The following is a 24,510-nucleotide window of genomic DNA, read 5'->3' on the forward strand; positions in this document are numbered from 1 at the left end:
TAGGTATTGATTATATTTAAAATTAGTGATTAGCTTTGAGAACCTTTTATAAAAAGCAGTGTTCTTTTGTCCAAGCAGCAGGGACAAAAGTAATCTTTTTATAATATTAGCATGACAAAGTTTGATAAAAATATAGCTTAAAATAAAAAATAATTGGGGGGAATTTTAATGCTTTCAAATAAAGAAGAAAATAATCTTATGGAAGAGTGGTTAGAGACACAAAAAGAAATGTTTGATATGTGGCAAAATAACTTTATGACTGAAAAAGAGAATGGTTTTAAGAAAACTATGGATTTTGTTGATAATATAGGTGAGTCTACAAAATTTTTAAAAGAATGGACTCAAATGAATACAGATTTATTTGAAAAAAATATAAACTTACTTAAAGAGGGTAGTACTCAAGAAACTTTTAAAAAAATAATTAATGGAGCAAATATATATTCTGATTTATCTCGTTTTTGGCAAGACTTAGAAGGTGGAATAAATATAGATAGTAACATTGAAGAAATCAGGGAGTTTTGTAATAAGTGGAATAAGGAGTATAAAGACATTTTTTCTGAACGAATTTTATCTTCTTTACCTGAAGGTATGCAAAGCTTCTTTACAGAGCCGATAGAGATTATTAATATTTTTAAAGAAAATATTGAGACATCTTTCTCACCACTGTTGGATAATCCTGAAGAATTTCAGGAGTTACTTACTAAAAATCCATTAGTAGATAAAGAAACCTTTTTAGATTATGCAAAGTATTGGAAGAAAAAATATGATAAAACTTTTGGTCAGTTATCAAATATCCCTATTATGGGAATAAATAGAAATTATTCTACAAGAGCAGTAGATAGTATTGATTCTTTTATGAATTACATAAATAATTTGAATGAATTTTATGGTATGATCTACAAAGCTGGAGCAGATGCATTGGAAGATATAGTTATAGATTACCAGAATATGTTAGAAGATGACTCGCAACCTAAAACATTAAAAGAATTTTATCACTATTGGTGGAGGAAGAATGAAAAAGCTTTTAAGGACTTATTTAATACAGAAGAATTTTCTAAATTGTTAAATCAAGTTGCTGAATCTGCTGCATCTTTTAAACAAAATTATGATAAACTACTTGAAAAACAGTTAGAAGGCTTACCGCTACCTACTATGACTGATATGGATAGCTTATATAAGACAGTTTATAATTTGAAAAATAATGTCAAAAATTTAAATAAAAAAGCTAATATGTTTAATGAGATGAAGGATGACTTTAAGAATATAAGTGAGCTTGAAAAAGAGATTAAGTCATTAAAGAAAGAGTCTAAAAAATCTAAGGAGCAGGTTAAAGATTTAGAGAAGAAGTTAAAGGAAGATGATTCTGATGTTGTAAAAGAGCTTGAAAAAGAGATTAAGTCATTAAAGAAAGAATCTAAGAAGTCTAAAAAGCAGGTTAAGGACTTAGAGAAGAAGTTAAAAGAAGATGATTCTGATGTTGTAAAAGAGCTTGAAAAAGAGATTAAATCATTAAAGAAAGAGTCTAAGAAGTCTAAAAAGCAGGTTGAGGACTTAGAGGAGAAGTTAAAAGAGGATGCTTCTGATGTTATAAAGGAGTTTGAAAAAGAGATTGAGTCATTAAAGAAAGAGTCTAAGAAGTCTAAAAAGCAGGTTAAGGACTTAGAGGAGAAGTTAAAAGAGGATGCTTCTGATGTTGTAAAAGAGCTTGAAAAAGAAATTAAGTCATTAAAGAAAGAGTCTAAGAAATCTAAAAAGCAGGTTAAGGACTTAGAGGAGAAGTTAAAAGAAGACGCTTCTGATGTTGTAAACGAGCTTGAAAAAGAGATTAAATCATTAGAGAAAGAGTCTAAAAAGTCTAAAAAACAGATTAAAAATTTAGAAAAGAAATTAGAAGGAAATGATAAATAGACTTTAAATAAGTAAGAATGATTTATATAGCTTTATTTATTCTAAGGTCTGTTTGAAACAATAAGGTTTTATGTAATTAATTTGTATTTAACAGGTTTAAATTACTATGTCTTTTCAACTAGTAGAATTAAAACAGTTAATTGGGAGGCTGAATTTATGAATTTAAATTTTGGATTTGATATAGAAAAGAGTATAGAGGAAGTTTTTGATATGCAAAAGAAGTTAGTTAGAACTATGGGATATATGTTAGAAATGTCTGATGTAAAAGAGACTGAAGTAGATGCTACTCCAAAGGATTTAGTTTATACAGAAGATAAGATGAAATTGTATCATTACAAACCGGTAATTAAAAATCCTTGTTCTACTCCTGTTTTAATAGTTTATGCTTTAGTTAACAAACAATATGTGGTTGACATTCAACAAGATCGTAGTATGGTTAAGAAGATGTTAGAAATGGGTTTAGATGTTTATATTATTGATTGGGGTTACCCTACTCAAGAAGACAAATATTTAACTATGGATGATTATATTGATAGATATATTAATAATTCAGTAAATTATATTTTAGAAGAGAATGGAATTGATGAAATAAATCTTTTAGGTATCTGCCAAGGAGGAACTTTCTCTACAATCTATTCGACTCTCTATCCAGAAAAAATCAAAAATTTAATTACAATGGTTACACCTATTGATTTTAGTACTAATGATGCTTTATTATTTAGGTGGGGTAAGCACTTAAATATTGATAAAATGGTAGATGCTTATGGGATATTACCAGGGAATATGATGAATGTTTCTTTTAACATGCTTAAGCCTTTTCAGCTAACAGTTGATAAGTATGTTGGAGTTTTGGAACATATAGATAGTAAGGAAAAAATGAAGAATTTTATGCATATGGAAAAGTGGATTTATGATAGTCCTGATCAGGCAGGAGAGACTTTGCGTCAATTTGTTAAAGATTTATATCAAGATAATAAATTGATCAAAGGTGAGTTAGAAATCAATGGGAAAATAGTTAATTTAGATAATCTAGATATGCCTTTATTAAATGTTTATGCAGAGTATGATCACTTAGTTCCTCCAGCAGCTAGTAAGCCGTTAAATGATTTAGTAGCTAGTGAAGATACAACAACTTATTCTTTCCCTGTTGGACACATTGGGATGTTTGTAAGTTCGAAATCACAAAAAGAGATTACTCCTAAGATAACTGATTGGATTTTGGAGCATTCTGAATAAAAAAAGAGTGTTGTCATTTATGGCAACACTCTTTTTTTACGTTTGAAACCAAACTAATATCTTAGATGCAAAAGGTTAACAGATTATGTAACTAATCTTAATTATTATTTATATTCAAGAGAAGTTGTACTCTATACCCTGATAGCTTTTGCTTGAGATAAGTAAATCATAAATTTACTTGACATAATTTATTTAATATAATATAATGCGAGTGTAATAAAAATATAATACTTGTTAGGTGAGGCTCCTATATGAACATAGGCTACTGCCCAAAAATGTCCAGAGACGCCAATGGGTAGAACAGGTGAGATCGGAATAAGGTCGACCTAAGGTAGCTGATTGAATTTCAATCTACGTCATATAGTGCTAAAGCCAGGACGAGGGGGATAAATAGTTTGATTTTTTAGATTAAAGACTCCTTGAGAGTCTTTTTTTATATTATATATATTAAGCTACATACTAATTTGTAGAAGGGGGTGATAATAAGGTGGCCGTAGATGATGATCAGGATTCATTGTGTAGGATTCAGCATAATCAATTTATAGTTCAAAGTGTTTATAATATTAAGGAGGAATTAATATGCCACTTTATGAAGAAATCACCCAGCTTATATCAAAAAAAGAGATGGAAGGTTTAAAAGAGAGATTAAAAGAGCTTACTGCAATAGAGGTTGTAGAACTTATTAGAGAGTTGGAAAGAAAACAACAGGTGATCGTTTTTAGATTACTAGGCAAGGATTTTGCTATTGAAGTATTTGAAAAACTTGAGCCTGGTTTTCAAGAAGAGTTAATAGCTTCTTTTGCAGAAGATGAAGTTATCGAACTTATGGAAGACTTAGAATATGACGATCGAGCAAGATTATTAGATGAACTGCCAGCAAAGGTAGCTAAAAGAATAATGAATTCATTTGATAAAAATGAACGAGAGACTATTGCTAATCTATTAGGATATGCTCCTGAAACAGCAGGAAGGATTATGAATCCCGATTATGTTTGTTTAAAGAAAGGGATCACTGCAACAGAGGCTTTAAAGGAAGTTAGAGAGATTGGTATCGATAAAGAAACGGTTTACTCAATTTATATTATTAATCAAGAGAGGCGGTTAGAAGGGGTTCTTTCCTTAAGGGTCTTAGTTATGGCAGACCCAGATGAGAAAATTGAAAATATTATGTATGACCATCCAATATCGGTGAATACTTATACTGATCAAGAGGATGTTGCTCGATTATTACAACAGCAAGATTTTATATCTGTACCCGTAGTTGATAGGGAGAATAGATTGGTTGGGATAGTAACCTTTGATGATGCAATGGATGTAATTGAAGAGGAGACTACGGAGGATATTTTAGATAAGGCTGGCCTTACAAATATAGGTCAACAAGAGACAGATCGTAGTAGAACTTTAATTTCAGGTTCATTGCTGGATGTTTGGAAGGTTAGGTTACCATTCTTAATTATTACATTGATTGGTGGAATGATGGCTGGTGCTGTTATTGAAGGGTTTGAAGAAACATTAGAAGCAATTGCAGCTTTAGCAATCTTTATTCCTGTAATTATGGATATGGGTGGTAATGTTGGAACACAGTCTTCTACTATCTTTTCTAGAGCTTTAGTTTTAGGTCAGATAAATGTGAGAAGGTTTTTTAAGCATTGGTTGCGTGAAGTTGGTGTTGGTTTGAGTATGGGAATAATTCTTGGTGTAGCTGCAGGTTTTATTGCAGCATTTTGGCAGCAGTTACCTGCATTAGGAATAGTAGTTGGTCTGTCTTTAACAGCGACAATTACGATAGCTACATCACTTGGTTTTATGATTCCTTATATTTTATTTAAACTAGGATTCGATCAGGCGGCTGGCTCTGATCCAATTATTACGACTATTAAGGATATTACAGGATTATTTATTTATTTCTTCCTTGTAAGTCAATTTCTTGGACACATGTTGTAAAGTGTGAAGAGAGTCATAATTTTAAAACCAAATATTTAATTATCAACGAACTCTTATCTTAACAGGTAAGAGTTTTTTTGTTGGCCCTTTGTAATTTAGTTTAACAAACTTATATATCAAAAACGCTTTATGTCATTTTGAAAAAATGATGATCAAAGAACGGTTTGTTTTTTTAGTTTCTTGCTAAATTTAGTATAATATTGATAAAATTTAAAGTGTAGTAGATATTAAAAATAATTAATCTGTTTTGAATTATATTTTCAGTCTGTTATCTAACCAGTTAAGGGCTAGTCCTAATGTTAACCCCCAGAGTAAAGCAGAGATAAAATTAGATACAACCGTTTCTAGTGTGACATTTTCTAACTTTGGTAATTGAAAAAGAAAAGCTACCGCAAAAGACATAAACCAAACAGCAAGACCATAAACACTACTCTTTAATAAGTAATTTTGGCTTGAAATTAAAGGTAGTAAAAAAGCAAAAATAATACCTAAACCCCCCAAGAAAAAGGCTTGAGCTAGTGAAGAAAATAATATTTCTGCCACTCCAACCGGTCGATCTCCAAATAAAAATAGTCCCATAAAATCTCCCCAAAGTAAATTAGTAAAGTTTAATGTATATGCACTGACATTAAAAATAAGGGATGGCACTCCAGCGATAATTCCTGCAATTAAACCTCTTGTAAATCTATCAGTCATATTTATTCTCCTTTTATTATTTAATTTAATTGTAATATAGTCTTATAATGCTTGTATTTATTATTTAAGATGTACACCTGGCTAAATGTTATACTTAGAATTATTAATTATAAGTTTGAAATTCTCCTGCTTTGTCAAACAGTAAACTAAGATGTATAATATAGTTATCATTAAATTTTAGTGAAATAAGAAGAATATATAATGAATAATTCAAGTGAGAGGTTGTTGAATTAAACTTTGATTCAGATAAAAGTTGTAAAAAATAGCTGCTGATTTAGATGTTGGTGGTTGAAATTAAAAATGTAAAGAGAATTTACACTTATAACTTAGGTAGGCTGTTGTTATTTTATAAGAAGTTAAAGGGATGAGGTAGTGAGTTATGAATTATAAATTTGATTGATGATCATATTAAAATGTTCTTTAAGATGATCAAGCTTAATAAAATAATTAATATAGAAGGGTTAGAGAATTGATAATCTAATGGACTTTACTGTTCTATTTTTAGATTGCTGTATTTGACAACTAAAAAACTGGTTAAAGCTCCAAAAAAGATATGATATAAAAGTATCAAAAACAAGTCAAAAAATTCTGGGCTATCAGGGATGGTTCCTCTTAGCGGAGCTATAATACCAATATTAGCTAAATAGATTAAGATTAATAAAGCTGCTCCTTTTAGCATATAGTAGTCGGTACCTAAATAGTCAAGCATTGTAGCTATCAGTATTCCAAAGGTACTACTTAATGCCAAATGGACCAGCCAGGCTATAATAAGTCCATAAATATGTAGATCTCCTAATTGGCCAGTAAAGATTCCGCCACCAATAGCAATTATACATAGCTTACATATTTGCATTCTAAATAATGTCATACTAATTAATCCCATTAAAATACCAGCAGCTAGTCCGCTTAATGCTCCTGTAGTGATACGATCAAACATAAAGTGGCACTCCTTTCGTATTATCTTTATTTAGAAATTTATTTAAGTACTGGATTTTATTTAGTTGAAAATTTAGTCCTTTCTGTATATTACTTTTCCTTTTTTCAATTAATTTATACAAGCAAAAAACAAGAGGAAATAAGATAATAAATTAATCCAGCAGGGCCAACATTCTATAACTAAATTTAAGCAGGTTATCATCTTAAAAGAAAAATTTTTTGCTTTAAGTCCTAGGAAAAGTATAGTAAGATATTATTAATAGTCTTTTTGATGGTGATATTTATCTTAAAAATGTTTTGTTAAATTCAAATAGGAGGTTGTTAATGATGAAAGCAGGGTTTATTTTTAGTAGTGGTCTGTTTTGGGGTGTTTTATTGATCTTATTTGGTATTTCTTCAATTCTAAAGAGCTTTAATATTCACTTACCTTTCTTTAGGATTATATTTTCTCTCTTTTTTATCTATCTGGGGCTGACGATATTATTAGGAGGGCCAATATTTAGAACAGATAAGAATACAGTATTATTTGGTGAAAGAAGAATAGCGGTAACTGATGAAATTGATAAGGAGTATAATGTTATTTTCAGTAGTGGGGAGATTGACCTCTCTAATCTTGAGCTAGAAAATAATAAAAGATTAGAAATAAATACTATCTTTGGTTCAAGTGTAATTAAGGTGAATCCTAATACTCCAATAAGAATAGTAGCTAGCTCAGCCTTTGCGAGTATTAGAATGCCTGATGGGGATAATGTTGTTTTTGGTGAATCTACCTACCATTCTAAAGGTTTTGAAGAAAAAAATAACTATATAGAGATAGAGGCTAATGTTGTATTTGGTTCCTTAGATATTGAGCCAACATTCTAGAAATAATTATTAAGATGCTCTTATCTTAACAGAGGAGAGTGCTTTTTTTAGTTCAATCGGTTATTAGTTTATCTAATTTAAAGAGGTGAATTAAATGAAGAATAATGGGTTATATAAGTTAGAAAAGAAGGACCTTGATCAGGGTGCTGAGGTTTTAGTAAAGTCCTTTTATGATTACCCTATGTTCAAATATATCTTAGGTGAAAAATATAATGAGGAAAATGCAAAGGCTGTCTTTAAATTTCTTGTCAAGTATGCCATTCTCTATGGAGAAGCATATGCTAGTTCTTCTGAAGTTGAAGGAGTAATATTATTTTCAGATTATAAAGACTATAACTTTACTCTCTTTAGATCTTTAAGAGCTGGTGCATTATCACTGTTTAAACTAGGAACAGATGCTGGAAAGAAGTTTGAACAGTTTGATCAATTTTGTTCAAAAATACATGAAAGAATAATTAAAGAGCCTCATCAATATCTAATATTGCTTGGTGTTGCTCCTAAAAATCAGGGCCAAGGTATTGGAAGTAAATTGATGCTTCCATTTTTGAAAGTAGCTGAGCGAAAAGATCACCCCTGCTATTTGGAGACACATAAGTTTGAAAATATAGCAATTTATAAAAGTTATGGATTTGAGGTAGTTTCTGAAGATATGGTACCTGGTACTGATATTGTGCAATGGTCGATGTTAAAAGGGAAGTAATTGATTTATATACGTTAGCCTAAATTTGAGTTTAAGTCTAATAAGAGCAGAAAAACCTTTAACTTAAACTTAAGCTGTTATGCTAATAATGTTAATTCTTTGGTTAATAATAAGGATAAACCTATTTTTATATTCTAACAGTCGGGAAGGGATTAACTATGAAGAATAAGTGGTTGAAGGTTAGAAGTTTTAAAGAGCTTTTAATTATAGTATTGGTAATTTATGGAATATTATTAGCTGCTTTTTATCTGTTTCAAGACCATTTGTTATTTAGAAAGTCTTCTCTTACGGAAGAGCGTTTACAGGAAATTGAAGATAAATACCCTCAGGCAGAAGAAGTTGAATTAGAGATGGCTGATGGTGTTAAATTGCATGGGTGGTTAGTTAGAGCAACAGAGCATAATAAAGCTCCCCTGTTAATTTATTTTGATGGTAATGCTGAAGAAGTTTCTGGGGTGATTGAGGAAGAAAGATTTGAAGGTTACTCTTTATTATTAGTCAATTATCGAGGTTATGGTTTGAGTGAAGGTAAACCAGATGAAGATAAAATATTCAGTGATGCTCTTTATCTATACGATCATTTCACTGCTTTGGGTAGTATAGATAGTGACAAGGTCCTTACTATGGGTAGAAGCTTGGGAACGGGTGTTGCTGTCCATCTAGCTGCTAATAGAGATGTAAGAGGAGTGATTTTAGTCTCTCCTTATGATAGTATCGAAAATTTGGCCCAAGATATCTTTCCTTTCTTACCGATGAATTTAGTCTTAAAACATAAGTTTGACTCTCTATCTAAAGCACCTAATTTGAAAGTTCCTGTTTTGATTTTAACTGCTGAAGATGATCGGATAGTGCCTGTTGACTATTCAAAGTCACTTTATGATAAATGGGCAGGGGAGAAGGAGTTTAATGTGATAGCTAATAGAGGACATAATGACCTTCACCGTAGCAAAGAGTTTTGGAGGTATATTAGTCAATTTATAGAAAAGGTAAATTATAATTAATTGTTGATACTTTCAGTCAGATCTTAAAATGATCTGACTTTTTATTTTGTTCAGTGGTTAATATTTCGCTAGTTTTAAAAAAAGGAAATATATCCAAAAAAACAATTAACATAATATAACTTATTGAATACAATATGGTAAAAGGTGAAAGAGGTGAGATTATGGGCCAATATGATGATCCATTCTTTGATCCTGAAAAATGGGATGACTGGAATGATGACTGGAATGATGACTGGAATGATGACTGGAATGACGGTTGGGATAATGACAGATGGTTAGGAGGAAGAGGTAATCCAAGTAGAAGAAGGCGGCCAAGAAGATGGCCTCCAAGAAGAAGATGGAGAAGAAGACCACCTAGAGTAAGACCACCTAGAGTAAGGCCACCTAGAGTAAGGCCACCTAGGGTAGGGCCACCTAGAGTACGTTGCCCACGAGGGACTAGAGAATATGTTGTTCGTAGAGGAGATACATTTTTTTCAATAGCAAGAAGTTTTGGGACGACAGTAGGAGAATTAAGAAGAATTAACCCAAGAATAAGACCAGAAGATTTGAGGACTGGGCAAGTGATCTGTGTACCTGTAGCTAGAACTTTTAATGATAAGTAAGGGGTTTGATAAGGCAATATTAATAAGTTAAGAATTTATCATTATTTAATAGAAGGTGTAGTTTAGGAGGAGTAGAGCTGAACTACACCTTTAAACCATTCAATAAGAATATGAATTATTTTGATTAATATAATTAATTAGGAGTGGAATTAAATTTATTTTTTTGAAGAAGTAATAATTGTAATATGTAAGGAGGTGTAGAGTTTATGAGATTAAAAGAAAGGGTTGCTATTATAACTGGTGGTGCTAGTGGCATTGGTGAAGCAACAGTTAGAGAAATGGTAAAAGAGGGTGCTAAGGTTATCATAGCTGACATAGATGATGAGAAGGGCCAAAAGTTGGCTGAAGAGTTAAATCAAAAGGAGAAAAATACAGTTTATTGCCATGTTGATATAACTAATGAAGAAGAAATTAAGACAATGGTAGAGAAGGCTAAAGATGAATTTGGTGGCTTAGATATTCTTTTTAGTAATGCAGGTATTGGAGATCGGACAATTAGTGATAAGTTATCACTTGAAAAGTGGCAGAAGGTAATTGATATAAATTTAACCGGTGTTTTTTTATCTGTTAAGCATGCAATTTCAGTTATGAAGATGGATGGTGGTGGAAGTATTATTAATTGTGCTTCTATTTTAGGGCATGTAGGTCGAGCCCAGATGGCTTCTTATACAGCATCCAAAGGAGGAGTTGTAAATTTGACCAGATCATTAGCTGTAGAATATGCTAAAGATGGAATTAGGGTTAATTCAGTTTGCCCAGGTTATATCAATACTCCATTAATTGATGGATTGGAAGAAGAAGCACTTAATCATCTCATTTCATTACATCCGATGAGGAGGTTAGGAGAACCAGAAGAGATTGCTAAAGTTACTACTTTTCTTGCTTCTGATGATGCCAGTTTTATTACCGGGGCCAATCTTTTAGTAGATGGAGGGTATACAGCTATTTAAATTCTATCGATAAAAAGTTTACCCAGCTAATGAATAATAATACTTCATTAGCTGGTCTTGAACTTATTATCTGTTGCCATAAAACTCCAATTCAAGTATTCTTTCATATTCTTCACCAATAGCTTCTTGCTTGATTAATCCTACATTTTTAGCATAGTATTGATTGCTTAACTTGTTGTTCAATTGATTATAATATAAATTTAAATAGTTAGTTTTTAATAGCTTGTTGTAGCAGATTAATTATTTATAAAATATTACAAAATAGTAATATTTAATTATTTAAGATTAATATAATATACTAAGAGATTATCTCTATAATTTGCTATTATCTAAAGGGATGAATAGTTAAATTTATTAAGGCAAAATAGTTATTTGATTAGGACAATATATTTTAAGGAGGGATTAGAAAGTGACTGAATCCGCTGATTTTAAGAATTTAATTCAAAAGAGTAAAGCAAGGAAGAAAAGAGAGAGGTTTGAGGGGACATTTTTAGATTATTTAGATATAGTTTCTAAAAACCCAGAAATTACCAAGTTAGCTCATGAGAGAATTTATAATATGATAGTCTCTAAAGATGTTAACTTAATCGAGACTGATCAGGATCCAGTATTGCGGAGGATATATGGACATGATAGAATCAAAAAATATGATTTTTTTGAAGATTTTTATGGAATAGATAAGGTTATTATGAAGATTGTACGTTATTTAAAGTCAGCAGCAATGAAAGGGGAGGAATCAAAGCAGGTTTTATATCTTGTTGGCCCGGTAGGTTCAGGAAAATCTTCTATCGTTGAGTTATTAAAGAAAAGATTAGAAGAATTACCACCGATTTATGCTTTAGAAGGTTGTCCAATGCGAGAAGAACCTCTTCATTTGATTCCTAAATATCTTCGTTCTGAATTTGAAGAGTTGTTAGGAGTAGAAATTGAAGGAGAGCTCTGTCCTCATTGTCGCTATCGGTTAGAAGATGAGTTTAATGGTGATTATGAGAAGTTTCCTGTGGTAACTGAAAACTTCTCTATTACATCAAGAAAAGGTATAGGGGTGGTTCCTCCAGTTGATCCAAATAATCAAGATACTTCAGTTTTGATTGGTTCAGTAGATATTTCAAAATTGGATCTATACCCAGAAGATGATCCGCGCTCATTCTCTTTAAATGGTGCTTTTAATGTAGGAAATCGAGGCTTAGTAGAATTTATTGAGGTCTTTAAGAATGATGTTGAATATCTGCATGCGATGATCACTGCTACTCAGGAAAAACTTATTCCTTCACCAGGAAAAGGAGCTATGATCTATTTTGATGGTTTGATAATTGCTCATTCGAATGAAGCAGAATGGAATAGATTTAAATCGGATCATACAAATGAAGCTATTCTTGATAGAATAGTTAAAGTTGAAATGCCTTATTGCTTACGATTGAGTGAGGAAGAGAAGATTTATCAAAAACTTCTAAACAAGAGTAAGTTTGAGGCTCATATTGCTCCTCATACAATTAAAGTAGCAGCTATGTTTGCTATTTTAAGCAGGTTGGCCCCTTCAAATAAAATTGATCCTCTAACTAAGCTGAAAATCTATAATGGAGAAGAAATTGTAGAACAAGGAACTACTAAAAGGGTAGATATCATGGAATTAAGGGAGGAAACACCAGGGGAAGGTATGGAAGGAACCTCTCCTCGATTTATTACTAAATGTTTAGATAGTTGCCTATCAGAGTCGGAACATAATTGTATTAACCCATTATCCGTCTTAGAGGTATTGATTAAAGCGATTAAAGAGTTATCAATTGGTGAAGATGAGAAGGAAAAATATTTAGAATTTTTACAAGATAGTATTAAAAAGGAGTATAATAAGATTCTTGAAAAGGAGGTTACTAGAGCATTTGTTGTTGGTTATCAAGAACAAGCAGAACAGTTATTTAATAATTATTTGGATCATGCAGAAGCTTTTGTCAATAAGACTAAGATTAAAGATGATAATACAGGTGAAGAATTAGAACCAGATGAAGAATTTTTGAAGTCAATTGAAGAACAGATTGGTATTACGGGTGCTACTGCTAAAGGTTTTAGACAGGATGTAACTTCATATATGTTTGCTTTAATGCGAAAAGATTCTAAGGTTGATTATAGCAGTTATGAGCCATTGAAAGAGGCAATAGAGAAAAAACTGATTGCTTCTGTTAAAGAGCTATCTAGAGTCATAACTCAAGCTAAGGTGAGGGATGAAGAACAGAAAGAGAAATATGATGCTATGGTAGAAGAGATGAAAAGAAATGGTTATTGTGATCACTGTTGTAATGTAATTTTAAAGTATGCTGCTAATAACCTCTGGAAAGATTAGGAGGGATAAAATGGCTATATTCAGAGAATATGAGAATACAGGTAAGGATCGCTCTGCTGAGGATCGTAGGCGTCATCGAGAGCTAATAGAAGATAGTATTAAGAAGAATATCAGTGATATTATTGCTGAAGAGAGTATTATTGGCAAGAGTAAGGATAAAAAGATCAAGGTACCGATTAAGGGCTTGAAAGAATATCGCTTTTTACATGGAATCAATAAGCCAGGTGTGGTCAGTGGAAGTGGTGAAGAAAAGAGGGGAGATAAGATTTCTAAACCACGGAACCAGCAAGGTTCTGGGCAAGGTGGTACAGATCAAGTTGGGAATGAAGAAGGAGAAGATATTTATGAAACGGAAATTACTATCGAAGAGTTGACAGATTATTTGTTTGAAGATTTAGATCTCCCTTATATGGAAAGAAAGAAGCTATCTAAAATTGAGACTGAAAGTACGTTTAAGAAGTCAGGTTACAAAAAGAAAGGTATTCCTCCAAGGTTAGCTAAAAAAAGAACTATGATTGAAAGGATTAAAAGAAAGAAGGCTTATATTCGAGCACATGATGATTTTGATGAAGATGAACGGTTTCCTTTTCATAATGAAGATCTTCGTTACTATCGTATTAAAGAAGAGGAGCGTAAAGAGTCTAATGCAGTTGTAATCTGTATTATGGATACTTCGGCTTCAATGAATCAAACAAAAAAGTATTTGGCCCGGAGTTTTTATTTTTTATTATATCAGTTTATTCAAATGAAGTATCAAAATGTTGAAATTGTATTTATAGCTCATACTACAAAAGCAAAAGAAGTAACAGAGGATGATTTTTTTCATAAAGGAGAGTCAGGTGGCACTTATATCAGTAGTGGTTATCAAAAAGGATTAGAGATAATTGAACAACGTTATGATCCAGCCCATTGGAATATTTATTGCTTTCACTGTAGTGATGGGGATAATTGGAGTGAAGATAATCAAAAAGCTTTAGAATATGCCCAACAGCTATGTGATGTTTGTAATTTATTTGGCTATGGAGAAATAAAGCCCAATTACACTAGAAGTGCAATTAAAGCTCTTTATTCCCAAGAAATTGATAACCAAAGTTTATCTTTAGTTACAATTTCAAAAAAAGAAGATATCTGGCCTTCTTTTCAGGGAATGTTAGAAAGTGATAGAGAAGGGTAGGTGGTAAGGGTGGAGTTTAGTATTAATGAATTGATTGAGTGGAATAAAAAGATAGAAGATATTATTAATAGGATAGGGCTGGATTGTTATCAGCAGGAATTTGAAATTTGTTCTTTTGAAGATATGATCAGCTATCAAGCTTACAGTGGTATGCCTGCTCGTTATCCTCACTGGAGTTATGGAAAAGCTTATGAAAGGATCAAGACCTTTTATAGGTATAATTTAACTGGATTGCCTTATGAAATGGTGATCAATTCCAACCCTTGTTTGGCATATTTAATGAAAAACAATTCTCTTTTATTACAAATTTTAACTATGGCTCATGTGTATGGACATAATGATTTTTTTAAGAATAATCGCTTGTTTAAAGAGGGAACTAATGCAGATTATACATTAGAAATGTTTAAAAATCATGCTAAGCGGATTAGAGAATATATTTTTAATCCTGGAATTGGTTATCAGAAGGTTGAAAGGGTCTTAGATACTGCTCATGCTCTAAAATTTCAAACTTCAAAGGTAATTAATGAAAAGAAACTGAGTAGGGAGGAAGAGATTAAACGACTCCAAGAAAAACATCAGTCACAACCCAAAAAGTTTCAACTATTAATAGATGAGAAGGTTCAAGAAGAACCTGATTTAGATAAAATCCCTTTGAAGCCAGAAGAAGATATTTTAAATTTTTTGATTGAATATGGTGATTTAGAGGATTGGGAGAAAGATATTTTACAAATAGTAGTTGATGAAACAAGTTATTTCATTCCTCAGATTGAATCAAAGATTATGAATGAGGGATGGGCAAGTTACTGGCATTATCAAATTTTAAATGAGCTAAAGCTTCCACAAGGGATGCATTTAGAATTTATAAAGCGACATAATCAATTAATTTCTCCTAATGAGAGAGGATTAAGCTTAAATCCATATTATATGGGTTATAAAATCTTTAATGATATTAAAGAGAAGAATCCTGAGCAACCAGAAAAAATTTTTGAAGTTAGAGAGTTAGAAAGGGATGAGTCCTTTATTAGAAAATACCTTACGTTTGATTTAATTAGAGAGATGAATCTAATTAAATATGATGAAAGGAGAAGGTATTATTCTATTGCAGAAGTAGCTGATGAAGAAGGATGGAGGGAGATTAGAAATACCTTGGCTAGTTCGGTTGGAATGAATAAGTTTCCTACGATTAGGGTAGTTGAATTTTTCAAATCAAATAATATTTTACAATTGGAACATGAATATGTAGGAAAAGATTTAAAGATGGATTATGCTACAGAAACTTTGAAATACATTACAGAGTTATGGGGAGGAACAGTTCAGCTAAAAACTATAATTAGTGGTGAATCTAAAAATTTAATCTGTGATGAGAATAAGGAGATAAGTGTTAAAGGGATAGATAATTAATTGATTTTTATAGTTTAACTTATGGCTTAGTAAGGTTTGGATTGAATTAATTTATATAATTTAAAAAAGTAGATATTAAATTATTTTTTACCACCAGTTGAATCTGGTGGTTTTATTTATAAAATAATCTTTAATTAACAAAATTATCAGGAATTGCATATAATAAACCAAAAGGAAGGAGGGATAAGAATGAGCCGTAAGTATGGAAGTGAAGTGTTTGTTATATTCTTAATTCTTATTTTATTGGTTTTAGGAGTTAGCTATTGGTAAACTAAATAAAAATAAACCTTAAGGAGCTAGCTCCTTAAGGTTTATTTTTATTTAGTTGTTCAACAAGCTAAATTTGATTAAATTAAATAAGAAATTGGTTTAGCATTAGATTTTAATCCCGTGACATAATAATATAGATAGTTTAAGTTTAAGCTATCTGTTTTTAAAGTTTTAAAAATATAAATGATCTTAAGGATAATTAAATTGATGAGAAAGCAGGATTAAAGTAAAGGTAGCAGGAAATATAATAAAGTAATTAGTTAGAAGGGAATTTGTTTTATATAAAGGAAAACTAATAATGGTTGAGGTGGTTTAAAGTAATGAAGAAGGTAAAATTAATTTATAATCCGATGGCTGGAAATAGAAATTTTCGTTATTATTTAGATCAATTTATTGAGAAGTTCCAAGGGGTCGGCTATGAAGTTAGTGTTTTTAGGAGTGCTCAAGAAGGAGACTTAACTTTTGGGGTAAAACAAGTAATTAATCAAGATTTTGATCTGCTTGTGGTAGCAGGAGGGGATGGTTCAGTTAATGAGGTAGTTAATGCAATGATGAAGTATGATATTGATCTTCCTTTAGGGATTATTCCAGCAGGGACAGCAAATGATTTTGCTGCTCATTTAGGAATGCCTGCTGATATTGAGGCATGTTTTGAGTTTATTTTGCAAGGAGAGGTCAAGTATGTTGATGTAGGAGAAGTAAATGGTAGTTACTTTATTAATGTTTGTGCAGGAGGATTATTGGCTAATGTTTCTCATGAGATTGATTTAGAGTTTAAAAATACTTTGGGTAAGCTGGGCTATTATTTGAAGGGCATTGAACAACTCCCTAAATTTAGGCCAATTCCAGTAAAAATTACGACAACAGAGCAAGTTATAGAAGAAGACATTTACCTGTTTTTAGTATTAAACGGTAAAAGTGCAGGTGGATTTAAAAAGATAGGAAAGAATGCCTTGATTACTGATGGACAATTAGATCTGATTGCTATTAAAGCACAGCCTTTGCATGAAATTGCTCTTTTGTTTATAAAGATATTACAGGGGGAGCATTTAGCAGATGAAAATGTTATTTACTTAAAAGATAGTTCTTTTAAGATAACTTGTTTAGACGAGTCATATAGTTCTTATTCTTCTGATGTGGATGGTGAAAAAGGCCCTCAGTTTCCGCTACAGGTCATTCTTCATTCTCAGGCATTAAAAGTGGTTAGTAATGTCAGCAACGTATAAGTAATTGAACTATAAGTATTAGTTAATTTTTTCAATATGATTAATCTAAATTACTTTAACCTTGAAGTAGTTAGGTGAAAGGGTTGAGATCAATTTATATAGATAGGAGTGGTCGTTGTGGATGATTTATGGGAAATAATTAAAGTTAGAACTATTTATGATACTGGAATTGTTAAATTCAAAGAAAAAGCATGTCGTCATAAAAAAAAAGAAATTGAATATAATTTTTTTAAGATGGAATTTTTAGACTGGGTTACTGTTGTTCCAATTACTACCACAGGTAAGCTGGTATTAGTTAAACAATATCGCATTGGAACGGAAGAGATTACTTTAGAAGTTCCTGCTGGAACATTAGACAAAGGGGAGGAAAGTTTTGCAGGAGCTGCTAATAGAGAGTTGTTAGAGGAAACAGGATATAATAGTAATGAAGATTTAATAAAATTAGGAAAAGTGGCAGTTAATCCAGCAATTCAGAATAATTATTGTCACTTCTATTTAGCACAAGGTGTAGAATTAATTGGAGAGCAAAATTTAGATAGGACTGAAGATATTGAGCTTGAGTTAGTACCAATAACCCAAATAAAGGGGTTGATTAGTTCGGAAAAGATAAATCATTCTTTGTCAATTTTATCTTTATTATATGCAGAAGATTATTTGAAATAATGGGTTTTATCTCTTCTTTATCAATACATAAAAAAAAAGAAGTTTTAAATAATAAAGAGAAGAGGAGGAGAGAAACTATGACAGATGTTGATATGAAATATGCAGATTTAAATGAACACCAAAAAAGAAAATTATTGGATATGGAACAAGCTTTAAATCTTGAACGAGATGAAGGTGAGAAGGTTATCATTTTAGCATTTGAAGAAATTAGCTAGTAATTAAGCTGGGTCATTAGACCCAGCTTTTATTTTTCAAATTTAGCAGGAATTAATTATTTCTTTAAAGAAATAATTAATAGAATAGAAGTAAAGTGAGATAGAGGAATATAATTATATTTTATAAAGGAGAGAAGCATGATTTTACATGGTGAGTTGTTTTTAGATCTAGCTGTTTACATAGCTGTAACCTATTTGATTACTCAAATTGATATATTCTCTAAAGTAATAATAGGTGATAAAACCAAATCTAAAGATAAGCTACACTTAAATTTGATTTTAGGGTTGGTTTGTGTTCTTGTATTTATTATTTGGGGGGAATATGCTTTAGGTTTATATATTATTTTAAGTGGTAGGTTATTAGGTTTTCCTTATGGAATTATTGCTGGAGTTGTGGTTGCAGTTTATAGAGTTAATTTTAATTTAAATGTTTACCCCTGGGGATTAGAGTCTTTATTAGTAGGGCTAATTAGTGACGCTTATCATTTTTCAAAGCTAAAAAATATTGAATATTATTGGCGGGATTTAGTGATTAGTTTTGGGTTGGCATTAGCTTTTGTTGTTATTGATGCTAATTTGGCGATTATTCCTTTTGAATTTTTGCTTTATTTTATTATTTTTTGGATTACTCTAACCATCATCAGCAATCATAAATTAAGAACAATTAGAATTAAATCTCAAGAAAAAAAATTAAGGGACTTTGAACGTGCTTATAGTAGTTTAAAAGGGCTAAATTTAATTAATAAAAGAATGGCTTCTAATTTTACTTTAGATGAAACTTATGAAACTTTAGTTGAAATTGGATGTGAACAACTGGGAATTGAAACAGGTGGTTTATTATTAATTGAGGAGGAAGTGGAGTGCTTTGAAGTTAAGGTTTTAACTGGTCTAAAGTATGAACAATTTAAAAAATTGAAATATTTGACTAATCAAGGCTGTTTAAAGAAGGTTTTAAGGGCCAAAAATATCTATATTATTAAGGATTTGGTTAATAGTCATTTAGGAGAATGTTTTTCTATTAAAGATGATAAATTTAAATCTATGTTGGTCTCTCCAATTTTTATAGAAGAAAATGTAAAAGGTGTTATGTTCTTTTTAGAGAAAGAGGTCAATTATTTTAATATTAATGATCTGTTAGCTATTAGAACAATAGCTAATCAAGCACCATTGTTGATAAAAAAAGCACGAGTTTTTGAAAAAATGGAGAGGAATGTAGCAAGTTTATCTATTTTGCAACGGACTAGTAATGAAATTAATTCAACATTAAATTTAGAAGAAGTGTTAGAACGAACTGTAGATATGATCATGGGAACGATGGGGGTTTCAATGGTCTACCTCTTTTTATTTGATCAAAAAGTAGAAAAATTAAATTTGGTTTCTTCGGCTGGAATTCCTGATAATAATGAAAAAGAAGATCTAATCTTTGCAATTAAGACTATTGCTAAAGATGTAATTAAGGAAGGTAAGCTTATTATTCAAGATGATATTAGTCAAAAAATAGAAGATAAGTTTAATCTCTTTAATATTATGTCAATTATCAGCATTCCGCTTAAGGTTAGAGGAGAGTATATTGGGGCTATTAATGCGGTGCAGACTGATTTTAAAAGAAACTTTAGAGAAGCAGATAAGCGCTTTTTAACTACATTATCTAACCAGGTTGCTATTTCAATTGAAAATGCTAGAATGTATAAACAGATGGAAGAGATGGCAACTAAAGATGGGTTAACTAAACTCTATAACCATAGTTATTTTCAAAAAGCATTAAAAAAAGAGCTCAATAAAGCAAAGCGTTATCAAAGAGAACTTTCATTATTAATGTTGGATATTGATAATTTTAAAGCTTTTAATGATACTTATGGTCATCAGGCTGGTGATGAAGTTTTGAAAGAGTTGGCCCAAGTCTTAATGGATAACACTAGAGAACCTGATCTAGTGGCTAGGTATGGTGGTGAAGAGTTTGCTATTATCTTACCTGAAACTGATCGACAAGGAGCTATTAAATTAGGTAGAAGGCTGAATCAAGCGGTTCGAGATATGGTTGTTGAATATAAGGAAGAAAAGTTGAAGGTAACAATTAGTATTGGAGTTTCTACTTGTTGCCCTAAGCAGCATGCGGAAAGTTTAATTAATGCTGCAGATAAGGCATTATACCAGGCTAAAGAGGAAGGCAAGGATAAATTATGTATTGCTGATGGTGATCAGGTAAAAGCTAAAAAGCCTTGAGAAAGATTTTTTAGCTTTTTTAACGAAAGCCACCAAACCTTCCTGTTAAGGCAAAGATAAAAATAGAAAGCAAGATAGCTCCTAAGACCGTTTCAATACTGGCTAGAGACCTAGCTAACGGGCCAATCGGTATGATATCTCCATAGCCGGTTGTAGTAAAGGTAATCACTGAAAAGTAAAGGGAATAGCCTAATATATATATGTTTTTGAGTGGCCCTTCTGCCTGAATAGGAGGTAAAGAGAGTCCAGCTTCAGTATTGATAGTTAAAAAGCAAAAGATTAAACCGAAGTTGGCCCAAATGATAACTCCTGTTACAAGAGTATTGAAAGGTTTATATCCATAACCACAAATAAGCTCCATCAACCAATAGAAAACTTTATATCTAAAAGTATCTAATTTTCGTCGTTTAGCTTTCATATATTCAAATCCAGCTAAAGCATGTAATGAAGAGTTATCTCTAGCTTTTGCAGAGTCCATAACTAATTTCCAAGAATCGATTGATTTACTAACAATTGTATGGGGTAAACAATTATATGAATTATAAATTGAATACTTTTGGGCTTTAAACTCTTTGATTTTACATTGTTTATGAAATTCAAGATGAGAGATTGTAGCATTATCAATAATAAGTTGGTTAATTATACTTGATAATGTAAAGCGAGTAATAATTGAATTTTGTAAGATTTTAATTTCATTTAAATTGCTTACTTCATATTCAATGACCAGTCTACCAAGTTGAGATTTTCTAATTTCAATCTGCTGTTGGGGAATAAAGACTCTAAATTCTTTAACTCGTGAATCTTTGATTGATGTAGTTAAATCTTTTAATTGTTTTTGTTTTAATTCTTCGTTTGTAGAAGTGAAGGTATTGCTGATACCTAAATTTAATTCATTAATGAATGATTTAATTATTCGTAAATTTGAGTTTTCGATATCAAGTCGTTTAATCTGTAAATTAGTCAACTGGAGTGAATCATTACAGTTAGTAATTTTTAAATAAGGAAGGTTAGGTTCATTATTAATACTAGAAGTTAAAGAAACATAGTTGAATCCTTTAATATGTAAGATAGCTCGGTTGCAATTTATTTTTACTCTAATTCCATCGATTTTCTTCATTTTTGTTTCTTCTTTTAATTTATCTGGATTTAAGTGTAATATAGGTGATTCAGTTTGAACCATTATTTTTTTTACTTCTTTGCGTTGATTATCTTTCTTTATTAGAATTTTAAGATTTAGTTTAATCATCAGTTAAAAATTCTCCTTCTTTTCACTATTAAATTTAGTTTTTCTAATTAGTCAGATTTTATAAATATTTTTTCATTAATTTTGTTTTATAGATTAAGTTTAAAATTAAGTTAATAACTATAAAAAGAAGCCTTTACTTTTTACTTAGATTTAAATTTCAATTAAAGTTGATATGTATATTTTAAAATTGGCAAAAAGTAAATTAGTTTATATTATAACATAATTTGCTTAATAAATTGATTAATAAATAAAAAATGGAACTTATATCATAATATAAATAGTAGCTAGTTTATATTAGCTAATTTATGGAGGGGATAAATTAGATGGGGAAATGGTTCTGTACTAAATGTGGTTGGATAGGAAATGAACTGGCTTTATTAAAAATAAAAAGAGTTGGCTATTTTAGACTGTATAAAGGTTGCTTGGAATGTGGAGTAGATATAGATCAGGTTGAAGTTTTGATTAATTATAATCGGAAATAAAAAAGAAAGGATTTTCTGGTTAAAGCTAGAATTTTAAAGATAAGTAATTAATATTAAGAGATTAAAGATATTAAAAATAATATTTTATGATAAAGAATGGTAGTGATAGATTATGAAAAAAAAGTTGTTTTTTGGGTTAGTTATTTTGTTTGGATTAACTTGGTATAGCTCATTAGGATTAGCAGCAACTTCAGACTTAGTTTATAGGATACCTGTTCAGGGTAATATTGATCCAGGTATGGTCAACTTAGTTCAGAAGGGGATTGATGAGGCGGAGGAAGTAGGGGCCAAAGCGATTATAATTGAGCTTGATACTTATGGTGGTCTGGTTGACTCTGGAATTAAAATTAAAGATTTGATCTTTGCTACTCATCTGCCGACAGTTACTCATATACAGAATCGAGCCTGGTCTGCGGGAGCTTTAATTGCTTTAGCAGGTGAAAAGTTAACGATGGTACCTGGTAGTAGTATGGGTGCTGCTGAGACAAGACCGAGAGAAGAGAAGTATATTTCTGCTCTTCGTAAAGAGTTTAGAGCTACAGCTGAAAGAAGAGGAAAGAACCCTGAATTAGCAGAAGCAATGGTTGATTCTAGCTTGAAGGTTCCAGGAGTGATAGAAGAAGATAAGTTACTAACTCTTTCTGCTATTGAGGCAGTTGATAATCAAGTTGCTGATTTAGTGGTAGAAGATCGTAATCAATTGTTAGAGGAATTATCTTTGGGAGGAGCAAAAATTGTAACAGTAACTCCAACCCCTGCTGAACGATTAGCAGGAATAGTTACTAATCCTGCCGTCAGCACCTTCTTATTGACCTTAGGTTTTTTAGGGCTTTTTCTAGAAGGGATAACTCCTGGCTGGGGTGTTGGAGGAACAATTGGTTTAGTTAGTTTAGGACTCCTTTTTAGTGGGTATATTATTAATGGAGTTGCTAGTTGGGGTTTGATTATCTTATTTATAGTAGGGTTGTTTTTGTTGGTACTAGAGCTATTTGTTATCCCAGGATTTGGAATAACAGGTGCTGGAGGATTGATCTGTATCTTTACGAGCCTCTTCTTTATCTTCCCAACTACTGAAATAGCTTTGACAGTAATACCAGTTGCTGTTATATTATCAGCGATTGGAGTGGTAGTGATGGTTAGGTACTTTGGTACCAGCCATTTTTGGGAACGAATTTCATTACAGAAAAGAGAAGAAGGTTATATTGCTAGTAGCAAAAATCAGCAGGGTTTAATAGGTCAAAGAGGAACTGTATTGACTCCATTAAGACCTGCTGGGACTATAGAGGTTACAGGGAAACGCTTTGATGTGGTGAGCCAAGGTGAATTTATTGAACCTGAAACAGAAGTAGAGATAATTGAAGTTTTAGGTAGTAAAATTGTTGTTAAATCAACTAAAGAGGAGAGTGATTAATATGCCAGTTGCTTCATTATTGATCTTAATATTTGTAGCTTTATTTTTAATGGTATTCTTTTATTTTATCCCAATCGGGTTATGGATTTCAGCAGTTGCTGCTGGAGTCAAGGTTAGTTTCTTTAATTTAATTGGAATGAGATTACGGAGGGTTGTACCTTCATTGATAGTTGCTCCAATGATTAAATCTTATAAAGCTGGTCTTGATTTAAATACTGATCAGTTAGAAGCTCATTATTTAGCAGGAGGTAATGTAGATCGAGTGGTTGATGCTTTGATAGCAGCACAGCGGGCAGAGATTGACTTAACTTTTGAGCGAGCAGCAGCCATTGATTTAGCAGGTAGAGATGTCTTAAAGGCCGTTCAAATGAGTGTTAATCCTAAAGTGATTCAAACTCCAGTAGTAACTGCCGTAGCAATGGATGGAATTCAAGTGATGGCTACAGCTAGAGTAACTGTTAGGGCCAACATTGACCGTCTTGTTGGAGGTGCTGGAGAGGAGACCATCTTGGCTAGAGTTGGCGAAGGGATTGTAACTACTGTTGGTTCTTCAGATGCTCATACTCAGGTTTTAGAAAATCCTGATTCCATTTCTAAGACTGTACTAGGGAAAGGGTTGGATTCAGGAACTGCTTTTGAGATCTTATCAATTGATATTGCTGATGTTGATGTAGGTAAGAATATTGGAGCAGAGTTACAGACTGATCAAGCTGAGGCAGATAAAGAGATTGCTCAAGCTAAAGCAGAAGAAAGAAGAGCTATGGCGGTAGCACAAGAACAAGAAATGAAGGCTAAGGTACAAGAGATGCAAGCTAAGGTAGTAGAAGCAGAGGCTGATGTACCTAAAGCTATGGCAGAAGCCTTAAGTTCTGGTAATATGGGTGTTATGGATTATATGAATTTACAGAATATAAAAGCTGATACGGAGATGAGAGATAGTATCTCTGGACTAGATGCTAAATCTAATGTCAGTCCTGAAAATAAAAAGTCTTCTAAACGGGATAAGGAATAATAGGAGCTG

Annotated in this window: 21 protein-coding genes and 1 riboswitch; of the genes, 18 read left to right on the forward strand and 3 right to left on the reverse strand. The window is 31.6% G+C overall.

Going from position 1 to position 24,510, the window contains the following annotated elements; genetic code table 11:
• The first annotated feature begins 168 nt into the window (after positions 1–168).
• From ACKF5P_RS04335 to mgtE, 3 genes are all read left to right on the forward strand, one after another.
• The gene (locus ACKF5P_RS04335) at positions 169–1,908 is read left to right on the forward strand and encodes a poly(R)-hydroxyalkanoic acid synthase subunit PhaE (RefSeq protein WP_408956266.1); all 1,740 of its coding nucleotides are present in this window, start codon (positions 169–171) and stop codon (positions 1,906–1,908) included.
• Positions 1,909–2,064: 156 nt separating this feature from the next.
• Positions 2,065–3,144 (forward strand): class III poly(R)-hydroxyalkanoic acid synthase subunit PhaC, encoded by a 1,080-nt coding sequence (phaC, locus tag ACKF5P_RS04340; protein ID WP_408956267.1) that lies wholly within the window; start codon positions 2,065–2,067, stop codon positions 3,142–3,144.
• A 223-nt stretch (positions 3,145–3,367) separates the two neighbouring features.
• A riboswitch (M-box (ykoK) riboswitch) is annotated at positions 3,368–3,536 on the forward strand.
• A gap of 187 nt (positions 3,537–3,723) precedes the next feature.
• Positions 3,724–5,088 (forward strand): magnesium transporter, encoded by a 1,365-nt coding sequence (gene mgtE / locus ACKF5P_RS04345; protein WP_408956268.1) that lies wholly within the window; start codon positions 3,724–3,726, stop codon positions 5,086–5,088.
• 252 nt (positions 5,089–5,340) lie between these two features.
• Here mgtE and ACKF5P_RS04350 read toward each other — a convergent pair whose 3' ends face one another.
• Entirely contained in the window at positions 5,341–5,784 is a 444-nt protein-coding gene (locus tag ACKF5P_RS04350) for a hypothetical protein (RefSeq protein ID WP_408956269.1), read from the reverse strand.
• Positions 5,785–6,271: 487 nt separating this feature from the next.
• Positions 6,272–6,721, reverse strand: a complete 450-nt coding sequence (locus ACKF5P_RS04355; RefSeq protein WP_408956270.1) for a hypothetical protein — start codon at positions 6,719–6,721, stop codon at positions 6,272–6,274.
• Between the two features lie 326 nt (positions 6,722–7,047).
• Between ACKF5P_RS04355 and ACKF5P_RS04360 the strand changes: the two genes are divergently transcribed.
• The 12 genes from ACKF5P_RS04360 (at position 7,048) to ACKF5P_RS04415 (ending at position 20,350) form a co-directional block, all read left to right on the forward strand.
• Entirely contained in the window at positions 7,048–7,584 is a 537-nt protein-coding gene (locus ACKF5P_RS04360) for a hypothetical protein (protein WP_408956271.1), read from the forward strand.
• 94 nt (positions 7,585–7,678) lie between these two features.
• The gene (locus ACKF5P_RS04365) at positions 7,679–8,284 is read left to right on the forward strand and encodes a GNAT family N-acetyltransferase (protein WP_408956272.1); all 606 of its coding nucleotides are present in this window, start codon (positions 7,679–7,681) and stop codon (positions 8,282–8,284) included.
• 158 nt (positions 8,285–8,442) lie between these two features.
• A complete protein-coding gene (locus ACKF5P_RS04370; RefSeq protein ID WP_408956273.1) occupies positions 8,443–9,285 on the forward strand; it encodes an alpha/beta hydrolase in 843 nt (280 codons plus the stop codon).
• A 161-nt stretch (positions 9,286–9,446) separates the two neighbouring features.
• Positions 9,447–9,890, forward strand: coding sequence for a LysM peptidoglycan-binding domain-containing protein (locus ACKF5P_RS04375; RefSeq protein WP_408956274.1), 444 nt, complete (start codon positions 9,447–9,449; stop codon positions 9,888–9,890).
• Between the two features lie 206 nt (positions 9,891–10,096).
• The gene (locus tag ACKF5P_RS04380; protein ID WP_408956275.1) at positions 10,097–10,840 is read left to right on the forward strand and encodes an SDR family NAD(P)-dependent oxidoreductase; all 744 of its coding nucleotides are present in this window, start codon (positions 10,097–10,099) and stop codon (positions 10,838–10,840) included.
• 409 nt (positions 10,841–11,249) lie between these two features.
• Positions 11,250–13,178 (forward strand): PrkA family serine protein kinase, encoded by a 1,929-nt coding sequence (locus ACKF5P_RS04385; RefSeq protein WP_408956276.1) that lies wholly within the window; start codon positions 11,250–11,252, stop codon positions 13,176–13,178.
• A gap of 10 nt (positions 13,179–13,188) precedes the next feature.
• The gene (yhbH, locus tag ACKF5P_RS04390) at positions 13,189–14,352 is read left to right on the forward strand and encodes a sporulation protein YhbH (protein WP_408956277.1); all 1,164 of its coding nucleotides are present in this window, start codon (positions 13,189–13,191) and stop codon (positions 14,350–14,352) included.
• 9 nt (positions 14,353–14,361) lie between these two features.
• Positions 14,362–15,753, forward strand: a complete 1,392-nt coding sequence (locus tag ACKF5P_RS04395; RefSeq protein ID WP_408956278.1) for a SpoVR family protein — start codon at positions 14,362–14,364, stop codon at positions 15,751–15,753.
• 590 nt (positions 15,754–16,343) lie between these two features.
• Positions 16,344–17,249: a YegS/Rv2252/BmrU family lipid kinase gene (locus ACKF5P_RS04400; protein ID WP_408956279.1), complete on the forward strand. Its 906-nt coding sequence runs from the start codon at positions 16,344–16,346 to the stop codon at positions 17,247–17,249.
• Between the two features lie 117 nt (positions 17,250–17,366).
• Complete coding sequence (locus tag ACKF5P_RS04405) at positions 17,367–17,912, forward strand: NUDIX hydrolase (protein WP_408956280.1); 546 nt, start codon at positions 17,367–17,369, stop codon at positions 17,910–17,912.
• Between the two features lie 77 nt (positions 17,913–17,989).
• A complete protein-coding gene (locus ACKF5P_RS04410) occupies positions 17,990–18,127 on the forward strand; it encodes a hypothetical protein (RefSeq protein ID WP_408956281.1) in 138 nt (45 codons plus the stop codon).
• Between the two features lie 138 nt (positions 18,128–18,265).
• Positions 18,266–20,350 (forward strand): diguanylate cyclase, encoded by a 2,085-nt coding sequence (locus tag ACKF5P_RS04415; protein ID WP_408956282.1) that lies wholly within the window; start codon positions 18,266–18,268, stop codon positions 20,348–20,350.
• Positions 20,351–20,369: 19 nt separating this feature from the next.
• Here ACKF5P_RS04415 and ACKF5P_RS04420 read toward each other — a convergent pair whose 3' ends face one another.
• Positions 20,370–21,596 carry a potassium channel family protein gene (locus tag ACKF5P_RS04420; protein WP_408956283.1) on the reverse strand — a complete coding sequence of 409 codons (1,227 nt, stop codon included), beginning with the start codon at positions 21,594–21,596 and terminating at the stop codon, positions 20,370–20,372.
• A 323-nt stretch (positions 21,597–21,919) separates the two neighbouring features.
• Between ACKF5P_RS04420 and ACKF5P_RS04425 the strand changes: the two genes are divergently transcribed.
• The 3 genes from ACKF5P_RS04425 to floA all read left to right on the forward strand — a co-directional run bounded on the left by ACKF5P_RS04425 (position 21,920) and on the right by floA (position 24,501).
• The gene (locus tag ACKF5P_RS04425) at positions 21,920–22,078 is read left to right on the forward strand and encodes a hypothetical protein (RefSeq protein WP_408956284.1); all 159 of its coding nucleotides are present in this window, start codon (positions 21,920–21,922) and stop codon (positions 22,076–22,078) included.
• Between the two features lie 112 nt (positions 22,079–22,190).
• The gene (locus ACKF5P_RS04430; RefSeq protein WP_408956285.1) at positions 22,191–23,489 is read left to right on the forward strand and encodes an NfeD family protein; all 1,299 of its coding nucleotides are present in this window, start codon (positions 22,191–22,193) and stop codon (positions 23,487–23,489) included.
• A 1-nt stretch (position 23,490) separates the two neighbouring features.
• Positions 23,491–24,501, forward strand: a complete 1,011-nt coding sequence (gene floA / locus ACKF5P_RS04435; protein ID WP_408956286.1) for a flotillin-like protein FloA — start codon at positions 23,491–23,493, stop codon at positions 24,499–24,501.
• Positions 24,502–24,510 lie beyond the last annotated feature (9 nt).

Source organism: Natroniella sp. ANB-PHB2 (assembly GCF_046097105.1).
Lineage (GTDB): Bacteria > Bacillota > Halanaerobiia > Halobacteroidales > Halobacteroidaceae > Natroniella.

Coding starts and splice junctions, on each gene's coding strand:
- floA (WP_408956286.1), top strand. CDS start 23,491: ATGCCAGTTGCTTCATTATTGATCTTAATATTTGTAGCTTTATTTTTA.
- ACKF5P_RS04425 (WP_408956284.1), top strand. CDS start 21,920: ATGGGGAAATGGTTCTGTACTAAATGTGGTTGGATAGGAAATGAACTG.
- ACKF5P_RS04380 (WP_408956275.1), top strand. CDS start 10,097: ATGAGATTAAAAGAAAGGGTTGCTATTATAACTGGTGGTGCTAGTGGC.
- ACKF5P_RS04430 (WP_408956285.1), top strand. CDS start 22,191: ATGAAAAAAAAGTTGTTTTTTGGGTTAGTTATTTTGTTTGGATTAACT.
- ACKF5P_RS04355 (WP_408956270.1), bottom strand. CDS start 6,721: ATGTTTGATCGTATCACTACAGGAGCATTAAGCGGACTAGCTGCTGGT.
- ACKF5P_RS04415 (WP_408956282.1), top strand. CDS start 18,266: ATGATTTTACATGGTGAGTTGTTTTTAGATCTAGCTGTTTACATAGCT.
- ACKF5P_RS04420 (WP_408956283.1), bottom strand. CDS start 21,596: ATGATTAAACTAAATCTTAAAATTCTAATAAAGAAAGATAATCAACGC.
- ACKF5P_RS04360 (WP_408956271.1), top strand. CDS start 7,048: ATGAAAGCAGGGTTTATTTTTAGTAGTGGTCTGTTTTGGGGTGTTTTA.
- phaC (WP_408956267.1), top strand. CDS start 2,065: ATGAATTTAAATTTTGGATTTGATATAGAAAAGAGTATAGAGGAAGTT.
- ACKF5P_RS04375 (WP_408956274.1), top strand. CDS start 9,447: ATGGGCCAATATGATGATCCATTCTTTGATCCTGAAAAATGGGATGAC.
- ACKF5P_RS04410 (WP_408956281.1), top strand. CDS start 17,990: ATGACAGATGTTGATATGAAATATGCAGATTTAAATGAACACCAAAAA.
- mgtE (WP_408956268.1), top strand. CDS start 3,724: ATGCCACTTTATGAAGAAATCACCCAGCTTATATCAAAAAAAGAGATG.
- ACKF5P_RS04350 (WP_408956269.1), bottom strand. CDS start 5,784: ATGACTGATAGATTTACAAGAGGTTTAATTGCAGGAATTATCGCTGGA.
- yhbH (WP_408956277.1), top strand. CDS start 13,189: ATGGCTATATTCAGAGAATATGAGAATACAGGTAAGGATCGCTCTGCT.
- ACKF5P_RS04400 (WP_408956279.1), top strand. CDS start 16,344: ATGAAGAAGGTAAAATTAATTTATAATCCGATGGCTGGAAATAGAAAT.
- ACKF5P_RS04365 (WP_408956272.1), top strand. CDS start 7,679: ATGAAGAATAATGGGTTATATAAGTTAGAAAAGAAGGACCTTGATCAG.
- ACKF5P_RS04335 (WP_408956266.1), top strand. CDS start 169: ATGCTTTCAAATAAAGAAGAAAATAATCTTATGGAAGAGTGGTTAGAG.
- ACKF5P_RS04370 (WP_408956273.1), top strand. CDS start 8,443: ATGAAGAATAAGTGGTTGAAGGTTAGAAGTTTTAAAGAGCTTTTAATT.